Origin of the sequence: Cryobacterium inferilacus (assembly GCF_019599185.1) — a bacterium.
Classification (GTDB): domain Bacteria; phylum Actinomycetota; class Actinomycetes; order Actinomycetales; family Microbacteriaceae; genus Cryobacterium; species Cryobacterium inferilacus.
The window spans coordinates 90,827-113,182 of record NZ_JAIEUL010000005.1; the positions used below are offsets into that span (position 1 = coordinate 90,827).

Sequence of the window (22,356 nt, forward strand, 5' to 3'; positions counted from 1 at the left end):
CACCATCTGCCGGCGTATCACCGATCAGCACGAGAAGGAGAGAACCATGACTACCGAAACTTCGGTCACCTGGCTGACCCAGGAGGCCTACGACCGCCTCGCTGCGGAGTTGGACACTCTCAGCACCGTGGCTCGGATCGATATCGCCAACAAGATCGAATCGGCCCGCTCCGAGGGTGACCTCAAGGAGAATGCCGGTTACCACGCCGCCAAGGAGGAGCAGGGCAAGATGGAGGCCCGCATCCGCACCCTGACGCTTCTGCTGCGCACCGCAGAGGTGGGCCACGCCCCCGAGAGCAAGGGTGTAGTCGAGCCGGGCACCATCATCACCGCCACCATCGCGGGCGACGAGACGCGCTTCCTGATCGGCAGCCGCGAGATCGCCGGAGACAGCGACCTCGATGTGTACAGCGAGAAGAGCCCGCTGGGCGAGGCCATCATCGGTCTGAAGGTCGGCGCGAAGACGAGCTACGAGACCCCCAACGGCAAGCAGATCCAGGTGGAGATCCACCTGGTCGAGACCTTCACGGGCTAACCCCGCTCGCCGGCGTTCTAGTCGGTGCGCGGGTCGTAGCCGGCCGCGCGCAGGATCTCCACGACGTGCTGGCGGTGCTCAGGACCGCGGGTCTCCACGCTGATATCGAGTTCGACCTCGCTGATCTGCAGGCCGACGCCGTGTCGGGTGTGCAACACCTCCATGACGTTCGCGGCCGCCTCGGCCAGAAGCTCGGAGATCCGGGCCAGCTGGCCCGGGCGGTCGGGCAGCATGATGCGCAGGTTCAGGTACCGGCCGGAGGCGCTCAAGCCGTGGCTGATCACGCGCTGCATGAGCATCGGGTCGATGTTGCCGCCGGAGAGCATGGCCACGGTGTTGCCGGTCGGGCGGATCTTGCCGGCCAGGATGGCCGCCACCGAGACCGCACCGGCGGGCTCGACGACCAGCTTCGCCCGCTCCAGCAGCACCAGCAGGGCCCTGGCCATGTCGTCCTCGGTGACCGTGACGATCTCGTCGACGGCGTCACGGATGATCGCGAAGTTGAGCAGCCCCGGTTTGGCCACGGCGATGCCGTCGGCCATGGTGGGGGTGATGTCGATGGCGAGGGCTTCCCCGGCCAGGAGCGAGGGCGGGTAGGCCGCCGCGTTCTCCGACTGAACGCCGATGACGCGGATCTCGCGGCCGTGTCTGGCGGCGTACTGCTTGAGCACACTGGCCATGCCGGCGGTGAGGCCGCCGCCGCCGATGGGCACGATCACGGTGTCGAGATCCGGCACCTGGTCGAGGATCTCCAGCCCGAGGGTGCCGGCGCCGGCGACGACATCCGGGTGGTCGAACGGCGGGATCAGGATGGCGCCGGTCTCTCGGGCGTACTCCGCCGCGGCCAGCAATGGTTCGGCCACGGTGTGGCCGCGCAGGATCACCTGGGCGCCGTAGTCGCGGGTGGCCTGCAGCTTGGGCAGGGCCACGCCCACGGGCATGAAGATCGTGGCCTGGATGCCCAGTTCGCGGGCGGCGAAGGCGACCCCCTGGGCGTGGTTGCCGGCCGACGCGGCCACGACACCGCGCGCCTTCTCCTCGTCGGTGAGCTTGGAGAGCCGGTTGTACGCCCCGCGGATCTTGTACGACCCGGTGCGCTGGAGGTTCTCGCACTTGAGGAACACCGGGGCGCCCAGGATGGTGGACAGGTAGCGGGAGCTCTCCATCGGGGTGAGATCGGCCACCCGCGCGACAACGGCGCGGGCCGCTTCGAAGTCGGCCAGGGTGGGGCCGGCGAGGACTGTGGGGGTGTCGGTCATGAACGGGTCTCTCGTGCTGGAGTGGCAATGGTGGCGTCGAGGGGGCGCGGCTGCCGAAAACCTGGTCGCTGGGGAACGATTTGCCACAGCACCGATCCGACCGGGGTGGCCAGTGGGGGTACATCGGAGCGCCAGACGCCGCTGTGGATGTAGCTGATCATAACGTTCAGGACTGCGGCGACGGGCACGGCGAACAACGCCCCGGGGATACCGGCGAGGATCACTCCCGCGGCGACGACGAGAACGACGCCGAGCGGGTGCACCTTCACGGCCGTGCCCATGATCAGCGGCTGCAGCACGTGGCCCTCGATCTGCTGTACCAGCAGCACCACCCCCAGCATCAGAAGGGCCACGAACCAGTCGTTGAAGATCAGCGCGATCACCACGGCCACCGCGCCCGTCGCCACGGCGCCGACGATGGGGATGAAAGAGCCGAGGAAGACCAGGATGCCGATCGGCACGGCCATCGGAACGCCGAGGATCGCTGCACCCGCGCCGATGCCGATGGCGTCGATCGACGCGACCAGGATCTGCACCTTGGCGAAGTTGCCCAGGGTCGTCCAACCGGCGATGCCCGCGCCGTCGACGGCGGGTCGGGCCCGCCGGGGGAAGAGCCGGACGATCCACTTCCAGATGCTCTTGCCGTCGATGAGGATGAACAGCAGGCTGAACAGCGCCAGCAGCAGCCCGGTGAGCAGATGGCCCAGGGACGAACCGACCGAGAGCGCACCGGTGATGAAGACCTCACTGTCGGTCTGGATGGCGTCGACCGCGTCGCTGAGGAAGGTGCTGATCTCGGATTCGGTGAGCTGCAGCGGCGACGCGGCCAGGGCGCTCTTGAGGCTCTCGTAGGACGCGGTGAACCTCTCGCTCAGCCCCGCTGACCCCGCGGCGATCTGGGTGACGGCCAGCGTGACCAGCCCGGCGATCACCGTGAGGGTGCCCACCAGCGCCACCGCCACGGCGAGGCCCTTGGGCCACCGGTGCCGGGTGAGCACCCCCACCAACGGCACGAGCAGCGCGGAGACCAGCACCGCAACGAGCAGCGGGATGACGATGAACCGCAGCTGCACGATGAGGAACAGCACCACAGCGATGGCGGCGGCGATGACGATCAGGCGCCACGACCAGGCGGCGGCCAGGCGGAGCCCGGACGGGATGTTCTCGTCGACCCCGTTCGGCGCCGGCGGCGGAACAACCGTCGCTGTCGTGCCGCCGGGCAGCGGCGCAGGCTCGACGCGTTTCCGTTTACCGAACCAGCCGGATCGTCCCGTTCCTCTGCTCACCGAACCAGTCTAGGACGGCGTGACGCGCAGATCCTGGACCGGCACGGGGGCTCCCCCGAAGCGCACCCCCACCCGGTCCCCTACCACCGGTCGTTGGCGCACATCGTGTTGCACCACCACGGTCTCACCGCGCTCCAGCAGCACGCTCGTGCGCCGCAGCGACCCGAGAAAGCTGGAGAGCAGCACGGTGCCGGCCAGGACCCCGGACTCGCCCGTCCCCCGGCTGTCGCCCGCCGGTTCCAAGGCCAGATCCTCCGGTCGCACGAACACCCGCACCGGGCCGTCGGCCTGGGACGGGTCGAGCAACGGCAGGGTCATGCCGCAGACCTCGGCGAAGCCGTGCCGCACCTCGCCCTGCAGCCGGTTGGACAGGCCGACGAAGTCGGCGATGAAGGGTGTCGCCGGGCGGGTGTACAGCTCCTCCGGGGTGCCCACCTGCTCGATCCGGCCGTCCCGCATCACCGCGACCCGGTCGGCGACGGCCAGGGCCTCGTCCTGGTCGTGGGTCACGAACAGGGTGGTGATGCCCAGTTCCGTCTGGATCCGCCGGATCTGTTCGCGCAGTGCCACCCGCACCTTCGCGTCCAGGGCCGAGAGCGGCTCGTCCAGCAGCAGCACCCTGGGCTCGGTCACCAGCGCCCGCGCCAGCGCCACCCGCTGCTGCTGACCGCCAGAGAGCTGGTGGGCGAACCGGTCGTAGTGCGCGTCCAGACCCACGAGGGCCAACGCCGCCGTGGCCCGGCTGCGCCGTTCGGCGGCCGACACCCGGCGCATCCGCAACCCGAACTCGACGTTCTGCCCGGCGCTGAGATGCGGGAACAGCGAGTAGGACTGGAACACCATGCCCATGTCGCGCCGACTGGTCGGCAGCCCGGAGACGTCGTCACCGTTGATCAGGATGCGACCGTCGTCGGTGTCCTCGAGGCCGGCGAGCACGCGAAGCGCCGTGGTCTTGCCGCTGCCGCTGGGGCCGAGCAGGGCGACGAGCTCGCCCGCGGCCAGGGTGAGGTCGAAGTCGGTCAACGCCAGGTGGCTGCCGAAGCGTTTGACCACGCCGGCGAATTCGACGACGGTGCCCGTGCGGGTTCCGGTCTGCGGCGTGGCCGTGGCTGTCTGGCTCATGAGGGGGCTCCGGTCGAGGTCGGCTGGCTGACGGATGGTGTGCGGGTGCCGGCTTTTCGGCCCGGCCGGGCCGCGCCGAGCCGGCCGATCCCGAGCAGCAGCAGGAAGGCCGTGAACAGGGCGATCAGCGACAGGATCACCGCGACGTACGGGTCGTTCTTGCCGACCACCACCAGGGCGGTCTGCAGGTTGGTGCGGCCGAGCAGCGAGGCGATGGTGAACTCGCCCAGCACCACGGCCACGGCGATGAACGAGCCGGCGAGGATGCCGCGGCGCAGGTTGGGCACGAGGACCCGCAGCAGCACGCTGCCCCAGCCGGCGCCGAGGGTACGGGCCGCTTCGCTCAGGGTGCGCACGTCCACACCGTCGAGGTTGGACTGGATGGCCCGGTAAGCGAACGGCAGCACGGTGATGCCGTAGGCCAGGGCCAGCGACCAGACTCCGCTGCCCGCGAGTCGGGCCACGACGGAGAACACCGGCGCCAGACCGACCACGAGCACGATCGCGGGAATCGAGATCGGCAGGATGCAGATGATCTCGAGCACCCGGCGCAGCCGGGGGAACCGGAGGTGCACAAGCAGCATGGTCGGCACCAGCAGCACCAGAACGATCGCCACCGTACCCACCGCCAGGCCCACCGAATTTCCCAGGGCCACGAGCACGAGGCGGTACTCCCCGGTGAGGCCACCCTGGAACAGCGCGGTCCAGCGGGCCAGGTCGTAACCGCCGGCGAGACCCCGGCGCAGGGTGAACTCGATCATCGCCAGGATCGGCACCGCGAAGACCAGGCCGACGAGGCCGAGGATCAGGACGCGCGCGGTGCGGCCGGGCCCGGTGGCGGTCATCGCTGCCACCTCGCGGCCCTGGACTGCAGGGCCGAGTAGCCGATCATCACGACGGTCATCACCAGGATCATGCCCAGCGCCAGGGCCCCGGCGAGGTTTTCCCGACCGAGCATGGTCTCGCTGGTCAGCGCCGACCGGATCTGCAACGGCACGATCTGGGCCCCCTGGCTGATCAGTGTGGCGGCGGTCGCGTACGACGAGAACGCGTTGGCGAACAGCAGCAACAGGCTGCCGAGGAACGAGGGGGCCAGGATCGGCACCGCGATTCGCAGCCAGTAGCTGCGGGTGCTTCCGCCGAGGGTGGCGTTGGCCTCGGCCCAGGTGGCCTTGAGCGACGCCAGCGCTGGCATGAACGTGATCACCATAAGCGGCACCTGAAAGTAGATGTACGGCAGCACCAGGCCGGGCAGCTCGTAAAGCCAGACCCCGCCGGCGAAGATGTCGATGCCCAGGCTGTTGCGCAGGAACAGGGTGACCATGCCCTGGATGCCGATGGTCGCGGTGAACGCGAACGCCAACATGGCACCACCGAACTGGGCGATCACGCTGCTGATCGAGTCGACCGTGGAGCGCAGGGCGCCGTCCGGCCGGGCACCGAGCAGGGCGTAACAGAGCAGGGCGCCCACCACGGCGCCCACGATCGCGGTCAGCGCTGACAACCAGATCGAACTGCCGAACGCCGACAGCACCACCGGGTCGCCGAGAGCGGCGACGGTGTCGAGGGTGAAGCCGCCGTCGGTGCCGAGAAATCCGGTGCCGACGGCGATCAGGGTCGGCAGCGCCAGGAAGAGCAGCACGTACACCGCGAACGGCAGCAGCCCGAAGGCTGCTGCCGGTACACGGTACCTACTGGACAGCCGCTGCCCACTTCTCGCCGAGCAGCGTGGCTGCGGCTTCGCTCTGGTCGGCCGTGGGCACCACGGTGGTCTCCGGGGTCTCCGGCAGGGCCTCGAACAGGTCGGTGTCGATGGTTCCGGCTTCGGCCAACGCGTCGGCACGGGCCGGGCGGGCGCCGCCCTCGAGCCACAGGTTCTGCGCCTCGTCGCTGTAGAGGAATTCCTGCCACAGGCGCGCGGCGGCCGGGTTCGGCGCATCCACGTTGATCGCCTGGTTGTAATAGCCGGCGTAGCCGGTGCCGGGGAAGACCACGACCTCCCAGTTGCGCTCGCCCTCCAGCTGGGTGCCGTAACCCACGTTGAGGTAGTCCCAGTCGAAGACCACGGGGGTCTCACCGGACGCGATGGTGGCGGGGGTGGGGTCGAGCTTGACGAAGTTGCCCGCGGCGTTGAGGTCGGCGAAGAAGTCGATGCCCGCCTGGAAGTCGTCGACGGAGCCGTCGTTCTGCACGGCGGCCATGCCGACGGCGGCGAACGCGGCGCCGGCCTGGGTCGGGTCACCGTTGATGGCGACCTTGCCCCGGTATTCGGCGCCGAGCAGGTCGTCGAGGGATTCCGGCGCTGGGACCGCGTCGGGGTCGTACCCCACGGCCATGTATCCGCCGTAATCGCCCACGTACAGGCCGCTTTCCTCCTTGAGCGCATCCGGGATGTCTGACCAGGTGGCGACCTGGTACGGGGCGAACTGGTCGGTGTTCTCGAGGGCAACGGCCAGGCCGAGGTCGAAGACGTCCGGGGCGGTGTCCTGACCCTCGAGGTTCTGGGCGGCCTGGATCTCCTCGGCGCTGGAGCCGTCAGGGGCGGCCTCTGTGATGGTGATCTCGGGGTACTTCTCGGCGAAGAGGTCGAGCACGGCACCGTAATTGGCCCAGTCCCTCGGGAGCGCGATGACGTTCAGGGCGCCCTCCTCGATGGCCGCGGCCTCGAGGTCGGCCAGCTCGCCGAAGGCGGACAGGCTGGTGGCGGTGGCCGCGTCGACGCTCCCGTCGGCGCCGGCGGCGTCGGCGGCGCCGCTCGCGCATCCGGTGAGGGTCAGCGCGACGATGGCCGTCGCTGCGAGGGAAGCGGACAGGGTTCGGGTGGTGAGCACAGGGTCCTCCGTGTGAGAAAGTTCGACCGCCGGGTTGCCGGTCGCTGCGAGACTAGAAGCGGTGGGTGGCGCCGGTCTGCCCGAGCCCTGAACGGCGTGTGAACGGTCAGTGTCGGCCGCCGCCGGTAGGGTCGAGGCGTGGTCCAGACCCTCTCCCCCGCCCTCGCCCGCCGTGTCGCCCTGGCCGCGCAGGGCTTCGGCCGGCCGGCCCCGTCTGCCGGGCACACCGCCGCTGTCGGCATCCGCCAGCTCACGGCCCTGGTCGAGCGCCTGGCGTTGCTGCAGATCGACTCGGTGAACGTCTTCGAGCGCAGCCACTACCTGCCAGCGTTCAGCAGGCTCGGCCCGTACGACAAGGCCCAGCTCGACCGGTTGAGCAGCGGCAAGACCCCGCGGCTCACCGAGTACTGGGTGCACGAGGCGTCGCTGATCCCGGTGGATGACTGGCCGCTGTTTCGCTGGCGGATGCAGGCCTACCGGGACAAGGCCGGCCGCGACGACGCGCACTGGTCACAGGCGAACGCGCCCATGCTGGCCTGGCTGCTGGCCGAGTTGGCCGAGAACGGGCCGATGCGGGCCAGTGAGATCGAGCACGACGCCAACCGGCGCAGTGGACCCTGGTGGGGCTGGTCGGACGTGAAGATCGGCCTGGAAACCCTGTTCCGGTGGGGGGATGTGGTCAGCGGCGGTCGGCACCGGTTCGAGCGGGTCTACGCGCTGCCGGAGCAGGTCTTCTCCACCGAGCTGCTCGACCGGGAGATCCCGGCCGCGGAGGCCCACCGCACGCTGATCGGCCAGGCGGCCCGCGCACACGGGATCGGCACCGTGACGGACCTCGCCGACTACTTCCGGTTGCGCACTGAACCGGCCCGCGCGGCGATCGCCGACCTCGTGGATTCCGGGGAGCTGATCCCGGTGCGGGTGCCCGGCTGGGGCCGCGGCGGTGCGGCCGGCGACGCCTGGCTGCACCGGGATGCCCGGCTGCCGCGCCGCATCGACGCCGCGGCCGTGCTCAGCCCGTTCGACCCCGTGGTGTGGGAACGTGCGCGGGCGTTGCGCCTGTTCGACTTCCACTACCGCATCGAGATCTACACGCCGCAGGAGAAACGTCAGTTCGGCTACTACGTGCTGCCGGTGCTGTTGGGCGACACCATCGTGGGCCGGGTGGACCTCAAGAACGACCGTCAGGCTGGGGTGCTGCGGGTGCAGGCCAGCTGGGCCGAGCCCACGGCGCCGGCCGACACGGCCGCCCGTCTGGCCGAGGTCCTGCGCAGCACGGCCGCGTGGCAGGGTCTGTCCGCCATCGAGGTGGTGCCCCGCGGCACGCTCGCCGCCGGCCTGGCCGCGGAGCTGGCCTAGTTTCCGCCTCGCAACTGTTGCCCGTGCGGACAATTGCGCCCGGCGCACCGGGCGCAATTGTCCGCTGTGGGAACAGTTAGTCGGTTAGAACTTGCTGCCCATCGCGTGCAGTCGTTCGATCCGCTCGGTCAGCGGCGGATGGGTGGCGAAGAGCTTGTCCATCACGCCGGGCTTGAGCGGGTCGGCGATCCAGAGGTGCGCCATCGAGGTGTTCTGCTTCCGCATCGGGCGGCCGTACTCGCCGAGCTTGGCCAGCGCGCTGGCGAGGGCATCCGGCTGCCGGGTGGTGAGCGCGCCGGTGGCATCCGCCAGGTATTCACGCTGACGCGACACGGCCAGCTGCACGACCGATGCGATCAGCGGGGCCACGATCATGGCGACCAGGCCGAAGACCAGCACGAGCGGGTTGCCGTTGTTGTTGTTGCCGCGACCGAAGAAGGCCATCCGCAGGAAGATGTCGGAGATGAAGCCGACGGCCACGACCAGGCCGAACACGATCATCGACACCCGGATGTCGTAGTTGCGCACATGGCCGATCTCGTGGGCCATCACGCCCTCCAGCTCGGCGTCGTCCATGATGTCGAGCAGGCCGGTTGTGGCGGCCACGATGGCATGCTGGGGGTCGCGGCCGGTGGCGAAGGCGTTGGGCGCGGGGTCGTTGATGATGTACACCTCCGGCATGGGCGTGCCGGTGGTGATCGAGAGGTTCTCGACGATGCGCCAGAGCCGCGGGTGATCGGTGACGCTGTTCACCCGGATGCCGCCGCTCATGGCGATCGACTGCCGCCCGGCCGCGAAGTACTGGATCAGGGCGTATCCGCCGGCGATGACCAGGGTGAGGAGGAGCACCCAGGGACCCTGCACCCCGTAGGCGAGACCGGCGAGCCAGCCCAGCCCGCTGATGATCGCCAGGAAGAGCACGATGATGACGATGGTGTTGCGCTTGTTCCGCGCGATCGCGCTATACATGGCTGCTCTGAGCGACTAGAACTGCACGCGGGGCGGCTCGGCGATGGCCGCGGAGTCGGTGACCTCGAAGAATTCACGCTGGCTGAACCCCAGCTGCTTCGCGAAGGTGTGGTTCGGGAAGGTCTGCATCTTGGTGTTCAGTTCGCGCACACCGCCGTTGTAGAACCGGCGTGAGGCCTGGATCTTGTCTTCGGTGTCGACCAGTTCGCCCTGCAACTGCAGGTAGTTCTGGCTGGCCTGCAGCTGCGGGTAGGCCTCGGCGACGGCGAAGATGCTCTTCAGGGCGGTCTGCATGTGGTTCTCGGCCGCTGCGGCGTCGACCGGGCCCTGAGCGGAGAGCGTCTCGGCACGGGCCTTGGTGACGTTCTCGAAGACCGACTTCTCGTGGGCCGCGTAGCCCTTGACGGCCTCGATCAGGTTGGGGATCAGGTCGGCACGACGCTTGAGCTGCACCGTGATGTCGCTCCACGCTTCATCCACCCGCACCTTGAGCGTGACGAGGGAGTTGTAGGTGGCCCACAGATAGATACCCGCGATCGCCACGAGTACTCCGACGATGAGGACCGGGATGAGCCATTCCATGGCAGCGTCTCCTTGCGATTGCGTGCGAACGTGTGCGGTGCAGCCATCATAACGAAGCCCGCTGAGGCTCCCATGTGCTTCCCACCACACTCCAAGGTCCGCGAGGCGGCACTGGAGCGTTGGCGGGGTCAGCGGGCGCTCAGGACGTGCTGCAGCCAGGCGTAGGAGAGCTTGGGGATGCGCGTGCGGGCCGGGTCGGCGAAGTCCACCCGCACCAGGCCGAACCGCTGGGTGTAGCCGGCGGCCCACTCGAACGAGTCCAGCAACGACCAGACCTGCACCCCGCGCAGGTCGACACCCTCGGCCGGCCCACCGGGGGCCACGGCCTCCACGGCCGCCACCAGGTGCTCGGCCAGGTAGTCGATGCGGGCCGGGTCGGACACTGCGCCGCGGAGGTCTGCCTGGTCGGGGTAGGCGGCTCCCAGCGCGGTGAGGTGCACGGGCGGCAGGGCGTCGGCGTACCGGTCCCGCAGCTCGGCCAGCAGCACCGGCAGGTATTCCGGCGCGTTCGGCCGGCCGTTCCCGGTCACCGGATGCTCACGGAACGCCTCCAGCCGGAACGGGAGCCGGTCGGTGGCCGGGCGGTCCTCGGCCGGGCCGGCGGGGCGGGCGGCGAGCGGAGCGGCCCGGTGCGCGGACACCCGGCTGGGTCCGGCGTAGGCGACGCCGTAGAAGTCCAGCGGCTGGTGGATGGTGCGCAGGTCGTCTGGATCGATCTCGTGCAGGTAACGCAGCTCGTTCTCGAACACGCCGGTCGGGTCCGGGTACTCGCCGAGCAGTACCGGATCGGCGAAGAGCCGGTTGTGCAGCAGGTCGTACAGCGCGGCGGCATCCCGGTCCTCCTCCCGGTCGGTACCGGGCTGCACGGGCGTGTGCAGGTTGCTGATGCCGATCTGCCCGCGCACATCGGCGGCGCGCAGGCCCTGCACGGCCACACCGTGGGCGAGCAGCTGGTGGTGGCCGGTGGGCAGCGCGTCGAACAGGAGCGTGTCGCCAGGGGCGTGCACCCCGGTCATGTACCCGTTCAAGGTGACGCTGGCGGGTTCGTCGACGGTCACCCAGGCGTCGATGCGGTCGCCGAAAACCTCACCGAGCTGGTGGGCGTAATCGCCGAAACGCATGGCGGTGTCCCGGTTGCGCCAACCGCCGGCCAGCGCGAGCGGGGTATCCCAGTGGTACAGGGTGGCCATCGGGCTGATGCGGCGCTGCAGCAGGGCGTCGAGCAGACGGTCGTACACGGCCAGCCCGGCGCGGTTCAGGCCTCCCCGGCCGTCGGGCTGCAGTCGCGGCCAGGCGAAGGAGAACCGGTAGCTGTCCACCCCGAGCTCACCGAGCAGGGTGACGTCTCCGGTGAGGTTGGCGAGGTGGTCGGTGGAGACCGAGGCGTTCTGTCCGTCGAGGATGCGCCCGCTCTGCCTGGTGAAGGCATCCCACCCGGACTCGCCCCGGCCGCCGTCGCGGGCCGCGCCCTCGATCTGGAAGGCGGAGGTGGCGGTTCCGATGCGGAGGGTGGCGGGAAGGCGGTCGCCCAGCTCCCCCGCCCGGTGCTGCCAGGCGCGGGACGCCGGGGTGTTGCTGTTCATCGGCCGAGGACTCTTTCCAGGTAGCGGTTGGTGAAGCGACGCTCCGGATCGAACCGGTCACGCACTGCGAGGAAATCGTCGAAGTGCGGGTACAGCCCCCGGAGGGAGTCGGCGGCCAGGTCGTGCATCTTCCCCCAGTGTGGGCGACCGTCGTGTGCGCGCATAATCGCCTCGACGCCGGCGAAGTACTCTGCCGGGTTTTCGCGGTAGTACCGGTGCACCGCGACATAGCCGGTGGCACGGCCCGCCGCGCCTGACAGCCACCCGTCGTCGGCGGCGGCGGAGCGCACCTCGATGGGGAAGGAGATTCGCCAGCGGCGCTTCTCGATCAGTGCGCGCACCTCGCGCAGGGCCTGGGGAACACGCTCACGCGGCAGGGCGAACTCCATCTCATGGAACCGCACCGTCCGATTGGTGACGAAGACCCGGTGGGAGAGGTCGGTGTAGGCCCGGTTGCCGGTGAGCCGGTCTGCGACACGGTTCACCGGCGGCACCAGTGCCGGGAGGAGCCGGCCCGCGGCGCAGGTGGCCCGGTAGAGACCGTTCGCGACGAGTTCGTCGTCGACGAGGCGGCGCATCCGGCCCAAGGGCGCCCGACCGGCGTTGATCGGGAGTCTGGTGTTGCTCTTGGTCAGGACGGTGTCGGTGTGCGGGAACCAGAAGAATTCGAAGTGATCGACGGCGCTGCTCCGTTGCAGGTAGGACTCCAGCACCGCCTCGTAGGGTTCCGCCGTTTCCTCGGCGTGCAGCAGGAAGGCCGGCACGCACTGCAGGGTGACATCGACCAGGACGCCGAGGGCTCCCAGCGACACCCGCACCGCGGGCAGCAGCTCGGCATTCTCGGTGTCGCTGACCGACAGGAGCGACCCGTCTGCGGTGACGAGGGTCACACCGACGACCTGGCCGGCCAACCCGGTGAAGCCGTCACCGGTGCCGTGCGTGCCGGTGGAGATGGCGCCGGCGATGGTCTGCCTGTCGACGTCACCCATGTTCTGCAGAGCGAGCCCGTACGGTCGCAGCAGTGCCGGCAGGGCCTGCAGCCGGGTGCCCGCAGCGAGTGTGACCCGGCCGGTGGCCTCGTCGACGGCGCGGATCCCGCTCCAGTCCAGGTCTAGTTGCACCCCGGGCGCCAGGGCGATACCCGAGAAGCTGTGGCCAGCGCCGACGGCTTTGATGCGGGAACCGGTGCGAGCGGCGGCGGCCACGGCGCGCTGCACCGCCTCCGGGCTGGTGGGCCGCTCTACCCGGGCGGGGATGATCGACTGGCTGCGGGACCAGTTGCGCCAGAGCGCTCCGGTTGCGGTCACAGGAAGGCCTTGCCCTCGCCTCGGTAGGTCGGCAGCATGTCGACCACCCTACCGTCGTGCACCAGCGCGAACTCGGTGAGGTGTTCGGCGAGCTCGCCCGACTTGGTGTGCCGCAGCCAGACCCGGTCACCCACCCGCAGGGTGCCGGCGGGCGCGCCGGTGACGGGCGTCTGCACCTCTCCGGCCATTTCCCGCGGTACCAGGTTGAGCCCCTCCGGCCAGACCAGCCGGGGCGACCGGTCGGCCCCGCCTGGGCCAGACGCGATCCAGCCGCCGCCGAGCAGGGTCGCCGTCGCCGAGGAGGGCTTCCGCACGACGGAGAGCGCAAACGCGGCAGCGGGCGCGGGCCGGAACCCGGAGTAGTTGTCGAACAGGTGCCCGCCGAAGAGCCCACTGCCGGCGGCGATGTCCGTCACCGAGCGGTCGGTGGCCGTGCTCTCCAACGAACCCGTGCCCCCGCCGTTGACGAATTCGAGGTCGGCGACCTGCCGCACGGCCGCGACGGCCGCGGCGCGGCGGGCGGTGATCTCGATGACGGAGTGGTGCCGTAGCCACCGGTTCACTCCACCCCGCACGGGGCGACCGGCCGGCCGGTCGACGAGCCCGGCGACCTGCGCCTCGTAGGCCATCAGCCCGACCAGCTCGAAGCCGGGCCTGGACACAATCGCCAGTGCCAGGGCCCTGGCTTCCTCCGGCGTGTGCACGGGTGAGCGCCACACCCCCACCCGGCCGAGCACTGGCGCGTTCCAGGATGCGTCCAACTCCAGGCACACCCTGATCCGCTCTCTCCTCGTCGGCGGGAGCACGGCGTCGACGGCGTCGAGGTGATCGAGGGAATCCACCATCAGCGTGACCCGGCCGGCCAGCTCGGCGGAACGGCCCAGGCTGCGGATCGCGGACCTGTCGACGCTGGGATAGGCCACCAGAACGTCTCCGACGGTCTCGGCGAGCCAGAGCGCCTCCGCGAGCGTGTAGGCGAGCACCCCGCGGTAGCCGGGCAGCGCGAGCAGGGCCTCGAGCACGCCGCGCACCCGCAGCGACTTGCTCGCAACGCGCAACGGTGTGCCGGCCGCGCGACCGAGCATGTCCTGTGCGTTGTGCCGCAGCGCGTCCAGATGCAGCGCTCCGACGGGGGTGTCCAGGCCCCGCGTGGCCTCGGTGAGACCCTCCCAGTACTGCTCCGGGGTGAGCCAGGGCGTGGCATCCGGCCGGACCGACAGGTCAAGTGACGACTCGGAGGAGGAATCGGGCTTCATCTGCTGACCACCTTCTCGTGCCGACCCAATCGCCAGTATGGCGTAACGCCCCGGCTGAGATAACAATCGCGCGGTTTTTTGCGCCGAGAGGCGCGCCACGTTGACTTTCCTCGGCGTGGCCCGTGAAATGGATGGAGGGGGTTCATGTCCACGCCACGTCATCTTCGCGCGCACGGGTCGGTCGTTCGACCCCGTCGCGTGATTCGTGCTGCCCCCGCGCTGGTGGCTGCGGTGCTCGGTCTGCTGCTGCTGGCCCCGGTGCAACCCACGATCGCCGCAACCTCGACCCCCACCCCGACCGCCACGGCCACGGCCACGGCCACGGCGACGCCTACGCCTACGCCTACACCAACGCCCACTCCGACTCCGCCGCCCACTCCGACTCCGTCCGGTACGGCAACACCGGCGCCGCGGCCGCCGCAGGCGCCGCTGGAGAGCGTCGCCCCGCCGCAGACCAGCGCACCGGACCCGTCGACGCCGCCCGCGTCGGCGCCGTCTCCGACGGCCACCAGATCACCCTCCCCGTCCCCGTCCCCCACGCGAGCGCCCTCGCCGACGGCCACCCCGACGCCGAGCCAGACACCCAGCCAGACACCGACGCCGACCCCCACACCGACACCGACGGCGACGCCGTCGCCGTCGCCGACACCGACGCCCACTCCCCCGGCATCGGCACCGACCATCGAGGCCCCGGCGGCCGGCAGTTTCGTCGGCGGCAGCACCACGGTATCCGGCACCCGCGATCCCGCCCACGAGGTCCGGCTGTTCTCCCCCTCCGGTACGGTGTGCGTCGTCGCCGCCGACGGTAGTCCCACCTGGAGCTGCTCCGGGGTGCTGCTGCCCAGCGGACCGGCGGTTGAGCTCCGCGTCGAGGTGACCGGCCAGTCCAGCTTCTCCGCCGCCCAGACCGTGCGGGTGCTGCAGGCCCCCACCGTCACCGGCGGCGCCACGGGCCAGTCCAGCACGAGCGGACTGGTGCGCGGCACCGGCTACCCCGGCGCCACCGTCACCGCCACGCTCGGCAGCGGCCAGAGCTGCTCGTTCCAGGTGGATTCCTCCGGCGCCTGGGCCTGCATGCTGCCGGGACCTCTTCTCAGCGGGCAGGAGCAGATCACCGCCTCCCAGCAGACCGACTTCAGTGCGCCGGCGTCGTCCCCGGCCAGCGCCCCGGTCTCGCTGCTCATCGACGTCGATCCCCCGGCCGCTCCCGTCCTGGCCGCTCCCGCCCCCGGCGCCACGCTCTCGCTGACCGGGTCGCAGTACTACGGCCAGGGTGAGAACGGGGCCACCATCACGGTCTTCGCCGGCCCGTACTCGGTCTGCACCAGCCCCGTCTCCGGCGGCACCTGGGCCTGCTCCGGGTCGGGGGTCGCGGCCGGCTCCTACGACCTGCGGGTGATCCAGCAGGATGCCGCCGGCAACGTCAGCGCCGGCAGCGAGGCCGTGCGCGTGCGCTACGGCCCCGCCGCGGCCACGCCGAGCCCGACCGCAACCCCAAAGCCCACCGGCACGCCCACGCCCCGCCCCACCGCCTCTCCTCAAGCCACCCCGACCCCGACACCGACCGTCACGGCAGCGGCGCCGTCCCCCGGCACCCCAGGGACACCGTCGGCAACGCCCTCACCCGCCGTTCCGGCCCCGGCCGGCCCCGACGACGACCTGCCGGCGGAGCTGACGGTGCCAGGCGGATGGAGCGACCCCACCCAGTTCAGCACCGCGGTCATTCCGCCGTGGACCGTCGCCCAGTTCCCGTGGCTGCAGGCCGGCCTCCTCACCCTGGGCGCGTTGCTGCTCCTGGTCATTCCCGCCCGCCTCCTGGCCGGCACCGTGTCCAAGGCCAGGGACGGCCGACCGGTCTTCGGCGGGCATCACTTGTCGGGGCGCAACCACCCGCGGGAAGACTTCGAGGTCGCCCCGACAGTGAACCTGAGCCGGTCCGTCATCGCCGGTGCAGCGCTCGTCACCGCCGCGGTCTTCGTACTGCTCTCCGGACCGGTGGCTGGGACCCCGAACTACCTTCGGCTGGTGCTCGCGGTGATACTCGCCCTGGCCGTGGTGAACGCTGTGGCCACCCTCGTTCCGCAGTGGTGGGGCTCCAGAGCCCTGCACCTGGACGTGACCACGACCGTCCTGCCGCGCTACCTGGTGCTCGTGGCGATCACGGCGCTCGGCTCCCGTGCCTTCGAGCTGCACCCCGCGCTGCTCTTCGGCCTGTTGGGCAGCATCGTCGTGGGCAACGGCCCGCTGGCCGCGCAGAAGGGCCAACTGGCCGCGGTGCGGGCGGGCAGCCTGCTCGCGCTCGGGCTGGCCGGCCTCGTCGTCGTCGGCACTCTGCCGGCCGCGGACGGCTTCTTCAGTTCGCTCGCCGCCGAGTTCGTCAACACCGTCGTGTTGGCCTCGATCGGCTCCGCCGTGCTGGTCCTCATCCCGGTCGGCAGCACGAGCGGGCGCAGCATCCTGGCCTGGTCGCCGCCGGTCTGGGCCGCACTGGCCCTGCCGGCGTTCCTGGCCCTGTTCGTGCTGCTCTCGCCGACCTTCGCCGGCTGGGCCGGCGACGGCACCGTGCGGCTGCTCTGGGTGGCCGCGGTGGGCTTCGCCGGGGTGAGTCTGGCCATCTGGGCCTGGCAGCGCTTCGTGGCGCCGGCGCTCCGCTGACGACGTTCTGCTGACGTCGAACTGGTGACGTCGAACTGGTGCCCCCGCTGGGATTCGAACCCAGACTGTGACGATTTTAAGTCGCCTGCCTCTGCCGGTTGGGCTACGGGGGCACGCCCGGTCTAGCCGGGCGTCACGAGTGGATGCCGCACCAGGGTGCGGCATCCACTGGCGACATTACGGTGCGGCGACGGTCTCCGTGCCGGATTCGGCTGCGGCGACCTCGACGGGCTTCTTGGCCGGAGCCTTGCGCGGCGCACGGGGCGCCTTGACCGTTGCGGCCGGGGCCTCTGCGGGTGCGGCCGCCGGCGGCTTGGGACGGGAGGCGAACTCCTCGAACACGGCGCGGGGCGTCTGCACGGCCTCGATCGACACGATGTCGCGGCCGAGAACGACGTTGAGAACCCAACCGGCGACAACGCGGATCTTGCGCTCCCAGCTCGGCATGGCCAGACCGTGGTAGCCACGGTGGGCGACCCAGGCGGGGAAGCCCGTGATGGCGAACGTGCCGGACTGGAACGCACCGACGCCCACACCGAGGCCGGCGACGGCTCCGAGGTTCTTGTGGTTGTACTCCACGGTGCCTTCGCCGCGGAGCACGGCGACGATGTTCTTGGCCATGAGCTTGCCCTGGCGAACGGCGTGCTGAGCGTTGGGTACGCAGAAACCGCCGACGCCGCCACCGGAGAGGTCGGGAACGGCGGTGATGTCACCGGCGGCCCAGGCGTCTTCGATGATCTCTTCGTCGGTGCCGACGCGCAGGTCGGTGCGCACCCGCAGACGGCCGCGCTCTTCGACCGGCAGGTCGGTGTTGCGCACGATGCCCGGGTTCGCCATGACGCCGGCGGTCCAGACGATGAGGTCGGATTCGAACGACTCACCGGTGGACAGCTCGATCTTGCCATCGACGGCGGACGTGAGCTGGGTGTTCAGGTGCACCTCTGCACCACGCTCGGCCAGGTTCTTGATGACCCAGAGCGCGGTCTTCTCCGACACCTCCGGCATGATGCGGCCCATGGCCTCGATGAGGTGGAAGTGGGTGTCCTCGAAAGCGATCTCCGGGTACTTCGTGAGCAGCGAGCTCGCGAACGAGCGCAGTTCGGCGAAGACCTCGATGCCGGCGAAGCCGCCGCCGATGACCACGAAGGTCAGCAGGCGGTCGCGTTCGGGTCCGGCGGGCAGCTGCGCGGCCTTGTCGAAGTTGGTGAGGACCTTGTCACGGATCGCGACGGCTTCCTCGATGGTCTTCAGGCCGATGGCCTGGTCGGCGACGCCGGGGATCGGGAAGGTCCGCGACACCGCACCGGCGGTGACCACGACGATGTCGTACTCGAATTCCCACGGTTCGCCGACGGGAGGCGTGATGGTCGCCTTCTTCTCGGCGTGGTTCACATTGGTGACCTTCGCGGTGAGGACGCTGGTCTTCTTCAGGTGACGGCGGTGCGAGACGACGGAGTGGCGGGGATCGATGGATCCGGCGGCCACCTCAGGCAGGAACGGCTGGTAGGTCATGTACGGCAGCGGGTCCACCATGGTGACCTCGGCTTCGCCGGGACGGAGCCATTTCTCCAGTTTCCAGGCGGTATAGAAACCCGCGTAGCCGCCACCGACGATGAGAATTTTGGGCACGATTAGAAGGCCTCCTACAAGGATTGGATACGCGAGATTTAGTGCTTGGAATGAATTCGCTTGAAATGCCGCGTGGCCCCAATGCCGAACAGCGTTACAAGGATACCAAACCCCACCAGCACGGCGAGCGGCAGGCTCACGTAGGTCAATGTGAGGGGGGTGGGTAGCCATGCGGCGGCGGTGTCCCGCTCCGGTAGCGGCGGGTCGGGGTCAGGCACAACCGGCTCGGCGGTGCTCGGTTCGGTGGGCGTCGTCGGTGCGCTGATCGCCCGGCGGTGCAGGGTGATCCACTCCTGCAGCAGCTCGGTCGGGGTGTCAGAGGTGGATCTCGGCACCGAATCCGACACGGCTGCGGCGGCGTCGATGAGGCCGTTGCCGTAGATCGGGCTGGGCACGGTGTGCCCGTTGGCGTTGGCGGTCTCGATGACCCGGTCGATCACACCGGCCGCGTCCAGCTTGGGGTAGGCCGATCGCACGAGCGCAACCAGGCCGGACACGATCGGAGCGGCCGCACTCGTGCCGTCCCACTGCAGGTACCCGCCGCCGGGGGCGACGCCGACGAGTTTTTCGCTGGGCGCCGCGACGGCGATGGTGATGCCCTGCGACGAGGCGTCGAAGCTGGCTTCCTTGTCTCGGTCGACACCGGCGACGGTCAGAACGCCGGGGATCGTCGCCGGAGCACCGACCTCGGTGGTGCCGCTGCCCCGGTTGCCGGCGGCCGCGACCACGACCACATCGTTCTCGAAGGCGTACATGAAGGCGTCGTCCCAGCTGGTCGGCCAGTCCAGGGTGTTGCGGGTGAGGGACATATTGATAACGTCGGCGCCGTTGTCGACAGCCCAGCGGATGCCCTTGGCGATCTGGTCGTCATTGCTCAGGTCGGCGCCGCTCGTGCCGAAGGCCACGGACACGCTGAGAATGGACGCCGCGGGGGCGACACCGATCAGTCCGCTGTCTTCGCCGGTGCCGCGCCCGGCGAGCAGGGAGGCCACCAGAGTGCCGTGCTCGTTGTCCAGGCCCACCGGCGTCTGGCCGTTGGCGGAGCCGAGCCCGGAGACATCCGTCCCGCCGACGACCACTCCGTCGAGTTCGGCGACGCTGCCGTCAACGCCGGTGTCGATGACGGCGACCGTCACGTCCGAGCCCGTGCTGGTGCCCCAGGCCTCGCTGAATCCGTAGTCGTTGAGCCAGTATTCGAGGTCTCGCACCTGGTCGGCACGGGCGGCCGGCGCGTCACCGACCACAGCGACCACGGGAACGCCCGCGGCGAGGATGATCGCGAAGCCAGCAAGAGCGCGGCGGAAAGGCCGTCTCACGCGTCGGCCGGCGGTGCCGACGGCGGGGCGTAGTCCAGGCATTCGCACACCGTCGGCGACCAGGCGGCGCGAAGGAGCGCCAGGTCACCAATGGGATTGACACCAGGGCCCGCCGCCAGGGCGTGCGCCGCGAGGGCGTGCAGGCACTTGACCCGCACCGGCATGCCACCGGAAGACACGCCGGCGAGCTCCGGCACAACACCGATCATCTCGCGGTCGGCAAGGAAGCTCTCGTGCGCGGCGCGATAGTGCGCGCGCAGGTCCTCGTCGTCGGCGAGCATCTGGTTGTACTCGTTCATCACCTGCGTGGCTTCGAGGAAGGACAGCGCCGCCGTCGCCGCGGGGTGGGACAGGTAATAGAGGGTCGGGAACGGCGTGCCGTCCTCGAGCCGCGGCGCCGTGGCGACCACGGTCGGTGCGCCGCAGACGCAGCGAGCGGCTATGCCGATGACGTTCCGGGCCGGCCGGCCCAGCTGGGCCGACACGGTGCTGATGTCGGCCGCGCTGGCTGGGTCGAAGGGGGGTCTGGTCACTGTGCTGCCTCCTGGGGAGCGAGTCCTGCTGTCATCACCGAACGGAACATCGAGTCGACCCAGTCGACTTCGGTGTCCTGGATGGCGGTGGATACGGCGGCGCCGTCCGTGGCGCCGTCCGCGCTGGCTCCGGTGTCGTTGAGAACGAGGAAGCTGATGTCGCCCGGCATTACGTAGGAAAGCCGGTCCCTGGCCTGGGTCGTCACGAAGGTGCGGTCATTCCAGCGTTCCCGCTCGGCCTTGAGGTTGTCGACCTCGGCCTCCTGGTCGGCGACGCTGGCGCTGAGTTCATCGATCTGCTGGCGCTGTTCGGCGTAGGTGCGCACGCTCGGGGCGAGCACCACCACCGCGAGCACGAGGATGCCCATCATCACGAAGGAAAAACCGGACAGGCGCAGCCCGCGCAGCCAGTTGCCCGCTGGGGTTTCCGGGTGCGACACCTGGGCGCTCGTCTGCGTGGTCTTTGACCCCGACTTCGGCGCGGTCGTCGCTTTCGTCGACTGCACAGAGGTCGTCTGCGCGGACGTCGCTGTCGTCTTCTGCGCGGTCCTCGGCTTCTGCCGGCGGGGTTCGGGGAGGCGCGGCGGAGTCATGCCAGAGCCGTTCCAGCTCATGTGGCTCCTTCCCGATAGCGTCGGGGCGCTCGGCGCACGCCGAGTCTCCCCTGATCTAGAGTGCCAGATCTTTGAGCCGAGTACGGTCACCACGGGCGCTGGAGCGGGGATCCTGTGCATATCCGCAGGCAGAAATCACCCATTCGGGGCGTGCGGGACGAAAAAAGGACCCCAGCCCGATGGGCTGGGGTCCTACTTCTGGTGTGAACCGGGCGGGTTAGGCCTTGAAGCGCGGGAACGCGGAGCGGCCGGCGTAGACCGCGGCCTCGCCGAGCTCTTCTTCGATGCGCAGGAGCTGGTTGTACTTGGCCACACGCTCGCTGCGGGCCGGGGCGCCGGTCTTGATCTGGCCGGCATCCGTGGCGACCGCGAGGTCGGCGATGAAGGTGTCTTCGGTCTCACCGGAGCGGTGCGAGATGACGGTCGTGTAGCCGGCGCGCTGGGCGAGGGCGACGGCATCCATCGTCTCGGTCAGGGTGCCGATCTGGTTGACCTTGATCAGGATCGAGTTGGCAGCCTTGATCTCGAGGCCCTTGGCCAGGCGGATCGGGTTGGTGACGAACAGGTCGTCTCCGACGATCTGCACCTTGTCGCCGAGCTGAGCGGTGAGGTGCACGTAGCCCTCCCAGTCCTCCTCCTCGAGCGGGTCTTCGATCGAGACGAGCGGGTACGCCTCGAGGAGCTCTGCGTAGTACGCGACGATCTCGGTGGAGGACAGTTCCTTGCCCTCGAAGTGGTAGACGCCGTCCTTGAAGAACTCGGTGGCGGCACAGTCGAGCGCGAGGCCGATGTCGGTGCCGGGCGTGTAGCCGGCCAGCGTGATCGCTTCGACGATGAGGTCGAGTGCGGCGCGGTTGCTCGGCAGGTTGGGAGCGAAGCCACCCTCGTCGCCGAGGCCGGTTGCCAGGCCCTTGCTCTTCAGCAGGCCCTTGAGGGCGTGGTAGACCTCAACGCCCCAGCGCAGGCCCTCGCTGAAGGTGGGGGCGCCGAGCGGCACCACCATGAACTCCTGGATGTCGACGTCGTTGTCAGCGTGCGAGCCACCGTTGATGATGTTCATCATCGGCACCGGCAGGGTGTGGGCGTTCGGGCCGCCGAGGTAGCGGAAGAGGGGCAGGTCGGCCGAGCTGGCGGCGGCCTTGGCGACGGCCAGGCTCACGCCGAGGATGGCGTTCGCGCCGACGCGCTCCTTGTTGACGGTGCCGTCGGTCTCGTTGAGGACCATGTCGATGATGCGCTGGTCAGCGGCGTCGAGGTCTTCGACGGCCGGGCCGAGCTCGTCGGTGACGCTCCCGACGGCCTTGAGCACGCCCTTGCCCAGGTAGCGCTTCTTGTCACCGTCGTGCAGCTCGTAGGCCTCGAAGGCGCCGGTGGAGGCGCCGGAGGGAACGGCGGCACGGCTCAGCGTGCCGTCCTCGAGAAGGACCTCGACCTCGACGGTCGGGTTGCCCCGAGAGTCGAGGATTTCGCGTGCAACAACTGCGTCAATAAGAGCCACAACTATCTCCTGTGTCTGTCTG

General features: G+C 69.8%; 20 protein-coding genes and 1 tRNA gene. 4 read left to right on the forward strand and 17 right to left on the reverse strand.

Annotated elements, in window-relative coordinates:
* Positions 1-46 precede the first annotated feature (46 nt).
* Positions 47-535, forward strand: a complete 489-nt coding sequence (gene greA / locus K2F54_RS06525; RefSeq protein ID WP_220605048.1) for a transcription elongation factor GreA — start codon at positions 47-49, stop codon at positions 533-535.
* 17 nt (positions 536-552) lie between these two features.
* Here the strand turns inward: greA and ilvA are convergent, their stop codons facing one another.
* Genes ilvA through K2F54_RS06555 form a run of 6 tightly spaced genes read right to left on the reverse strand, consistent with a single transcriptional unit; the run spans position 553 to position 7,033 of the window.
* A complete protein-coding gene (gene ilvA / locus K2F54_RS06530) occupies positions 553-1,794 on the reverse strand; it encodes a threonine ammonia-lyase (RefSeq protein ID WP_220605049.1) in 1,242 nt (413 codons plus the stop codon).
* Entirely contained in the window at positions 1,791-3,080 is a 1,290-nt protein-coding gene (locus K2F54_RS06535) for an AI-2E family transporter (protein WP_308287547.1), read from the reverse strand. Before K2F54_RS06535 ends, ilvA begins: the two co-directional genes overlap by 4 nt.
* A 9-nt stretch (positions 3,081-3,089) precedes the next feature.
* On the reverse strand, positions 3,090-4,202 hold the full coding sequence (locus tag K2F54_RS06540) for an ABC transporter ATP-binding protein (protein ID WP_220605050.1): 1,113 nt from the start codon (positions 4,200-4,202) through the stop codon (positions 3,090-3,092).
* Positions 4,199-5,047 carry an ABC transporter permease gene (locus K2F54_RS06545; protein ID WP_220605051.1) on the reverse strand — a complete coding sequence of 283 codons (849 nt, stop codon included), beginning with the start codon at positions 5,045-5,047 and terminating at the stop codon, positions 4,199-4,201. The genes K2F54_RS06540 and K2F54_RS06545 overlap by 4 nt, the downstream gene beginning before the upstream one ends.
* A complete protein-coding gene (locus K2F54_RS06550; RefSeq protein ID WP_220605157.1) occupies positions 5,044-5,904 on the reverse strand; it encodes an ABC transporter permease in 861 nt (286 codons plus the stop codon). The genes K2F54_RS06545 and K2F54_RS06550 overlap by 4 nt, the downstream gene beginning before the upstream one ends.
* Positions 5,894-7,033 carry an ABC transporter substrate-binding protein gene (locus K2F54_RS06555; protein WP_220605052.1) on the reverse strand — a complete coding sequence of 380 codons (1,140 nt, stop codon included), beginning with the start codon at positions 7,031-7,033 and terminating at the stop codon, positions 5,894-5,896. Before K2F54_RS06555 ends, K2F54_RS06550 begins: the two co-directional genes overlap by 11 nt.
* Positions 7,034-7,171: 138 nt before the next feature.
* Here K2F54_RS06555 and K2F54_RS06560 point away from each other — a divergent pair, with 138 nt between their 5' ends.
* Positions 7,172-8,392, forward strand: coding sequence for a winged helix-turn-helix domain-containing protein (locus tag K2F54_RS06560; RefSeq protein WP_220605053.1), 1,221 nt, complete (start codon positions 7,172-7,174; stop codon positions 8,390-8,392).
* A gap of 84 nt (positions 8,393-8,476) precedes the next feature.
* Here K2F54_RS06560 and K2F54_RS06565 read toward each other — a convergent pair whose 3' ends face one another.
* The 5 genes from K2F54_RS06565 to K2F54_RS06585 all read right to left on the reverse strand — a co-directional run bounded on the left by K2F54_RS06565 (position 8,477) and on the right by K2F54_RS06585 (position 14,089).
* Positions 8,477-9,361, reverse strand: a complete 885-nt coding sequence (locus tag K2F54_RS06565; RefSeq protein WP_220605054.1) for a M48 family metalloprotease — start codon at positions 9,359-9,361, stop codon at positions 8,477-8,479.
* 15 nt (positions 9,362-9,376) lie between these two features.
* Complete coding sequence (locus K2F54_RS06570) at positions 9,377-9,943, reverse strand: LemA family protein (protein WP_220605055.1); 567 nt, start codon at positions 9,941-9,943, stop codon at positions 9,377-9,379.
* Between the two features lie 128 nt (positions 9,944-10,071).
* Positions 10,072-11,526, reverse strand: a complete 1,455-nt coding sequence (locus K2F54_RS06575; RefSeq protein WP_220605056.1) for a glycoside hydrolase family 1 protein — start codon at positions 11,524-11,526, stop codon at positions 10,072-10,074.
* On the reverse strand, positions 11,523-12,833 hold the full coding sequence (locus K2F54_RS06580; RefSeq protein ID WP_220605057.1) for a D-arabinono-1,4-lactone oxidase: 1,311 nt from the start codon (positions 12,831-12,833) through the stop codon (positions 11,523-11,525). The genes K2F54_RS06575 and K2F54_RS06580 overlap by 4 nt, the downstream gene beginning before the upstream one ends.
* Positions 12,830-14,089: an alanine racemase gene (locus K2F54_RS06585; protein ID WP_220605058.1), complete on the reverse strand. Its 1,260-nt coding sequence runs from the start codon at positions 14,087-14,089 to the stop codon at positions 12,830-12,832. Before K2F54_RS06585 ends, K2F54_RS06580 begins: the two co-directional genes overlap by 4 nt.
* Positions 14,090-14,211: 122 nt before the next feature.
* Between K2F54_RS06585 and K2F54_RS06590 the strand changes: the two genes are divergently transcribed.
* Both K2F54_RS06590 and K2F54_RS19435 read left to right on the forward strand, forming a co-directional pair.
* Positions 14,212-14,898: a hypothetical protein gene (locus tag K2F54_RS06590; protein WP_220605059.1), complete on the forward strand. Its 687-nt coding sequence runs from the start codon at positions 14,212-14,214 to the stop codon at positions 14,896-14,898.
* A gap of 22 nt (positions 14,899-14,920) precedes the next feature.
* A complete protein-coding gene (locus K2F54_RS19435) occupies positions 14,921-16,744 on the forward strand; it encodes a hypothetical protein (protein ID WP_220605060.1) in 1,824 nt (607 codons plus the stop codon).
* Positions 16,745-16,780: 36 nt separating this feature from the next.
* Here the strand turns inward: K2F54_RS19435 and K2F54_RS06600 are convergent.
* The 6 genes from K2F54_RS06600 to eno all read right to left on the reverse strand — a co-directional run bounded on the left by K2F54_RS06600 (position 16,781) and on the right by eno (position 22,334).
* Positions 16,781-16,857 (reverse strand) — tRNA-Leu (locus K2F54_RS06600).
* A 64-nt stretch (positions 16,858-16,921) separates the two neighbouring features.
* Entirely contained in the window at positions 16,922-18,373 is a 1,452-nt protein-coding gene (locus K2F54_RS06605) for an NAD(P)/FAD-dependent oxidoreductase (RefSeq protein WP_220605061.1), read from the reverse strand.
* Between the two features lie 38 nt (positions 18,374-18,411).
* Positions 18,412-19,731: a S8 family peptidase gene (locus K2F54_RS06610; RefSeq protein WP_220605062.1), complete on the reverse strand. Its 1,320-nt coding sequence runs from the start codon at positions 19,729-19,731 to the stop codon at positions 18,412-18,414.
* Positions 19,686-20,222 (reverse strand): DUF501 domain-containing protein, encoded by a 537-nt coding sequence (locus K2F54_RS06615; protein ID WP_220605063.1) that lies wholly within the window; start codon positions 20,220-20,222, stop codon positions 19,686-19,688. Before K2F54_RS06615 ends, K2F54_RS06610 begins: the two co-directional genes overlap by 46 nt.
* Positions 20,219-20,836: an FtsB family cell division protein gene (locus tag K2F54_RS06620; protein WP_255576786.1), complete on the reverse strand. Its 618-nt coding sequence runs from the start codon at positions 20,834-20,836 to the stop codon at positions 20,219-20,221. Before K2F54_RS06620 ends, K2F54_RS06615 begins: the two co-directional genes overlap by 4 nt.
* 217 nt (positions 20,837-21,053) lie before the next feature.
* Positions 21,054-22,334, reverse strand: a complete 1,281-nt coding sequence (gene eno / locus K2F54_RS06625) for a phosphopyruvate hydratase (RefSeq protein WP_220605064.1) — start codon at positions 22,332-22,334, stop codon at positions 21,054-21,056.
* Positions 22,335-22,356: the final 22 nt, after the last annotated feature.

Excerpts from the sequence above, each read along its gene's own strand:
- greA (WP_220605048.1), top strand. The coding sequence starts at position 47 with ATGACTACCGAAACTTCGGTCACCTGGCTGACCCAGGAGGCCTACGAC.
- K2F54_RS06575 (WP_220605056.1), bottom strand. The coding sequence starts at position 11,526 with ATGAACAGCAACACCCCGGCGTCCCGCGCCTGGCAGCACCGGGCGGGG.
- K2F54_RS06540 (WP_220605050.1), bottom strand. The coding sequence starts at position 4,202 with ATGAGCCAGACAGCCACGGCCACGCCGCAGACCGGAACCCGCACGGGC.
- K2F54_RS06565 (WP_220605054.1), bottom strand. The coding sequence starts at position 9,361 with ATGTATAGCGCGATCGCGCGGAACAAGCGCAACACCATCGTCATCATC.
- K2F54_RS06610 (WP_220605062.1), bottom strand. The coding sequence starts at position 19,731 with ATGCCTGGACTACGCCCCGCCGTCGGCACCGCCGGCCGACGCGTGAGA.
- K2F54_RS06545 (WP_220605051.1), bottom strand. The coding sequence starts at position 5,047 with ATGACCGCCACCGGGCCCGGCCGCACCGCGCGCGTCCTGATCCTCGGC.
- K2F54_RS06620 (WP_255576786.1), bottom strand. The coding sequence starts at position 20,836 with ATGAGCTGGAACGGCTCTGGCATGACTCCGCCGCGCCTCCCCGAACCC.
- K2F54_RS06570 (WP_220605055.1), bottom strand. The coding sequence starts at position 9,943 with ATGGAATGGCTCATCCCGGTCCTCATCGTCGGAGTACTCGTGGCGATC.
- ilvA (WP_220605049.1), bottom strand. The coding sequence starts at position 1,794 with ATGACCGACACCCCCACAGTCCTCGCCGGCCCCACCCTGGCCGACTTC.
- K2F54_RS06585 (WP_220605058.1), bottom strand. The coding sequence starts at position 14,089 with ATGAAGCCCGATTCCTCCTCCGAGTCGTCACTTGACCTGTCGGTCCGG.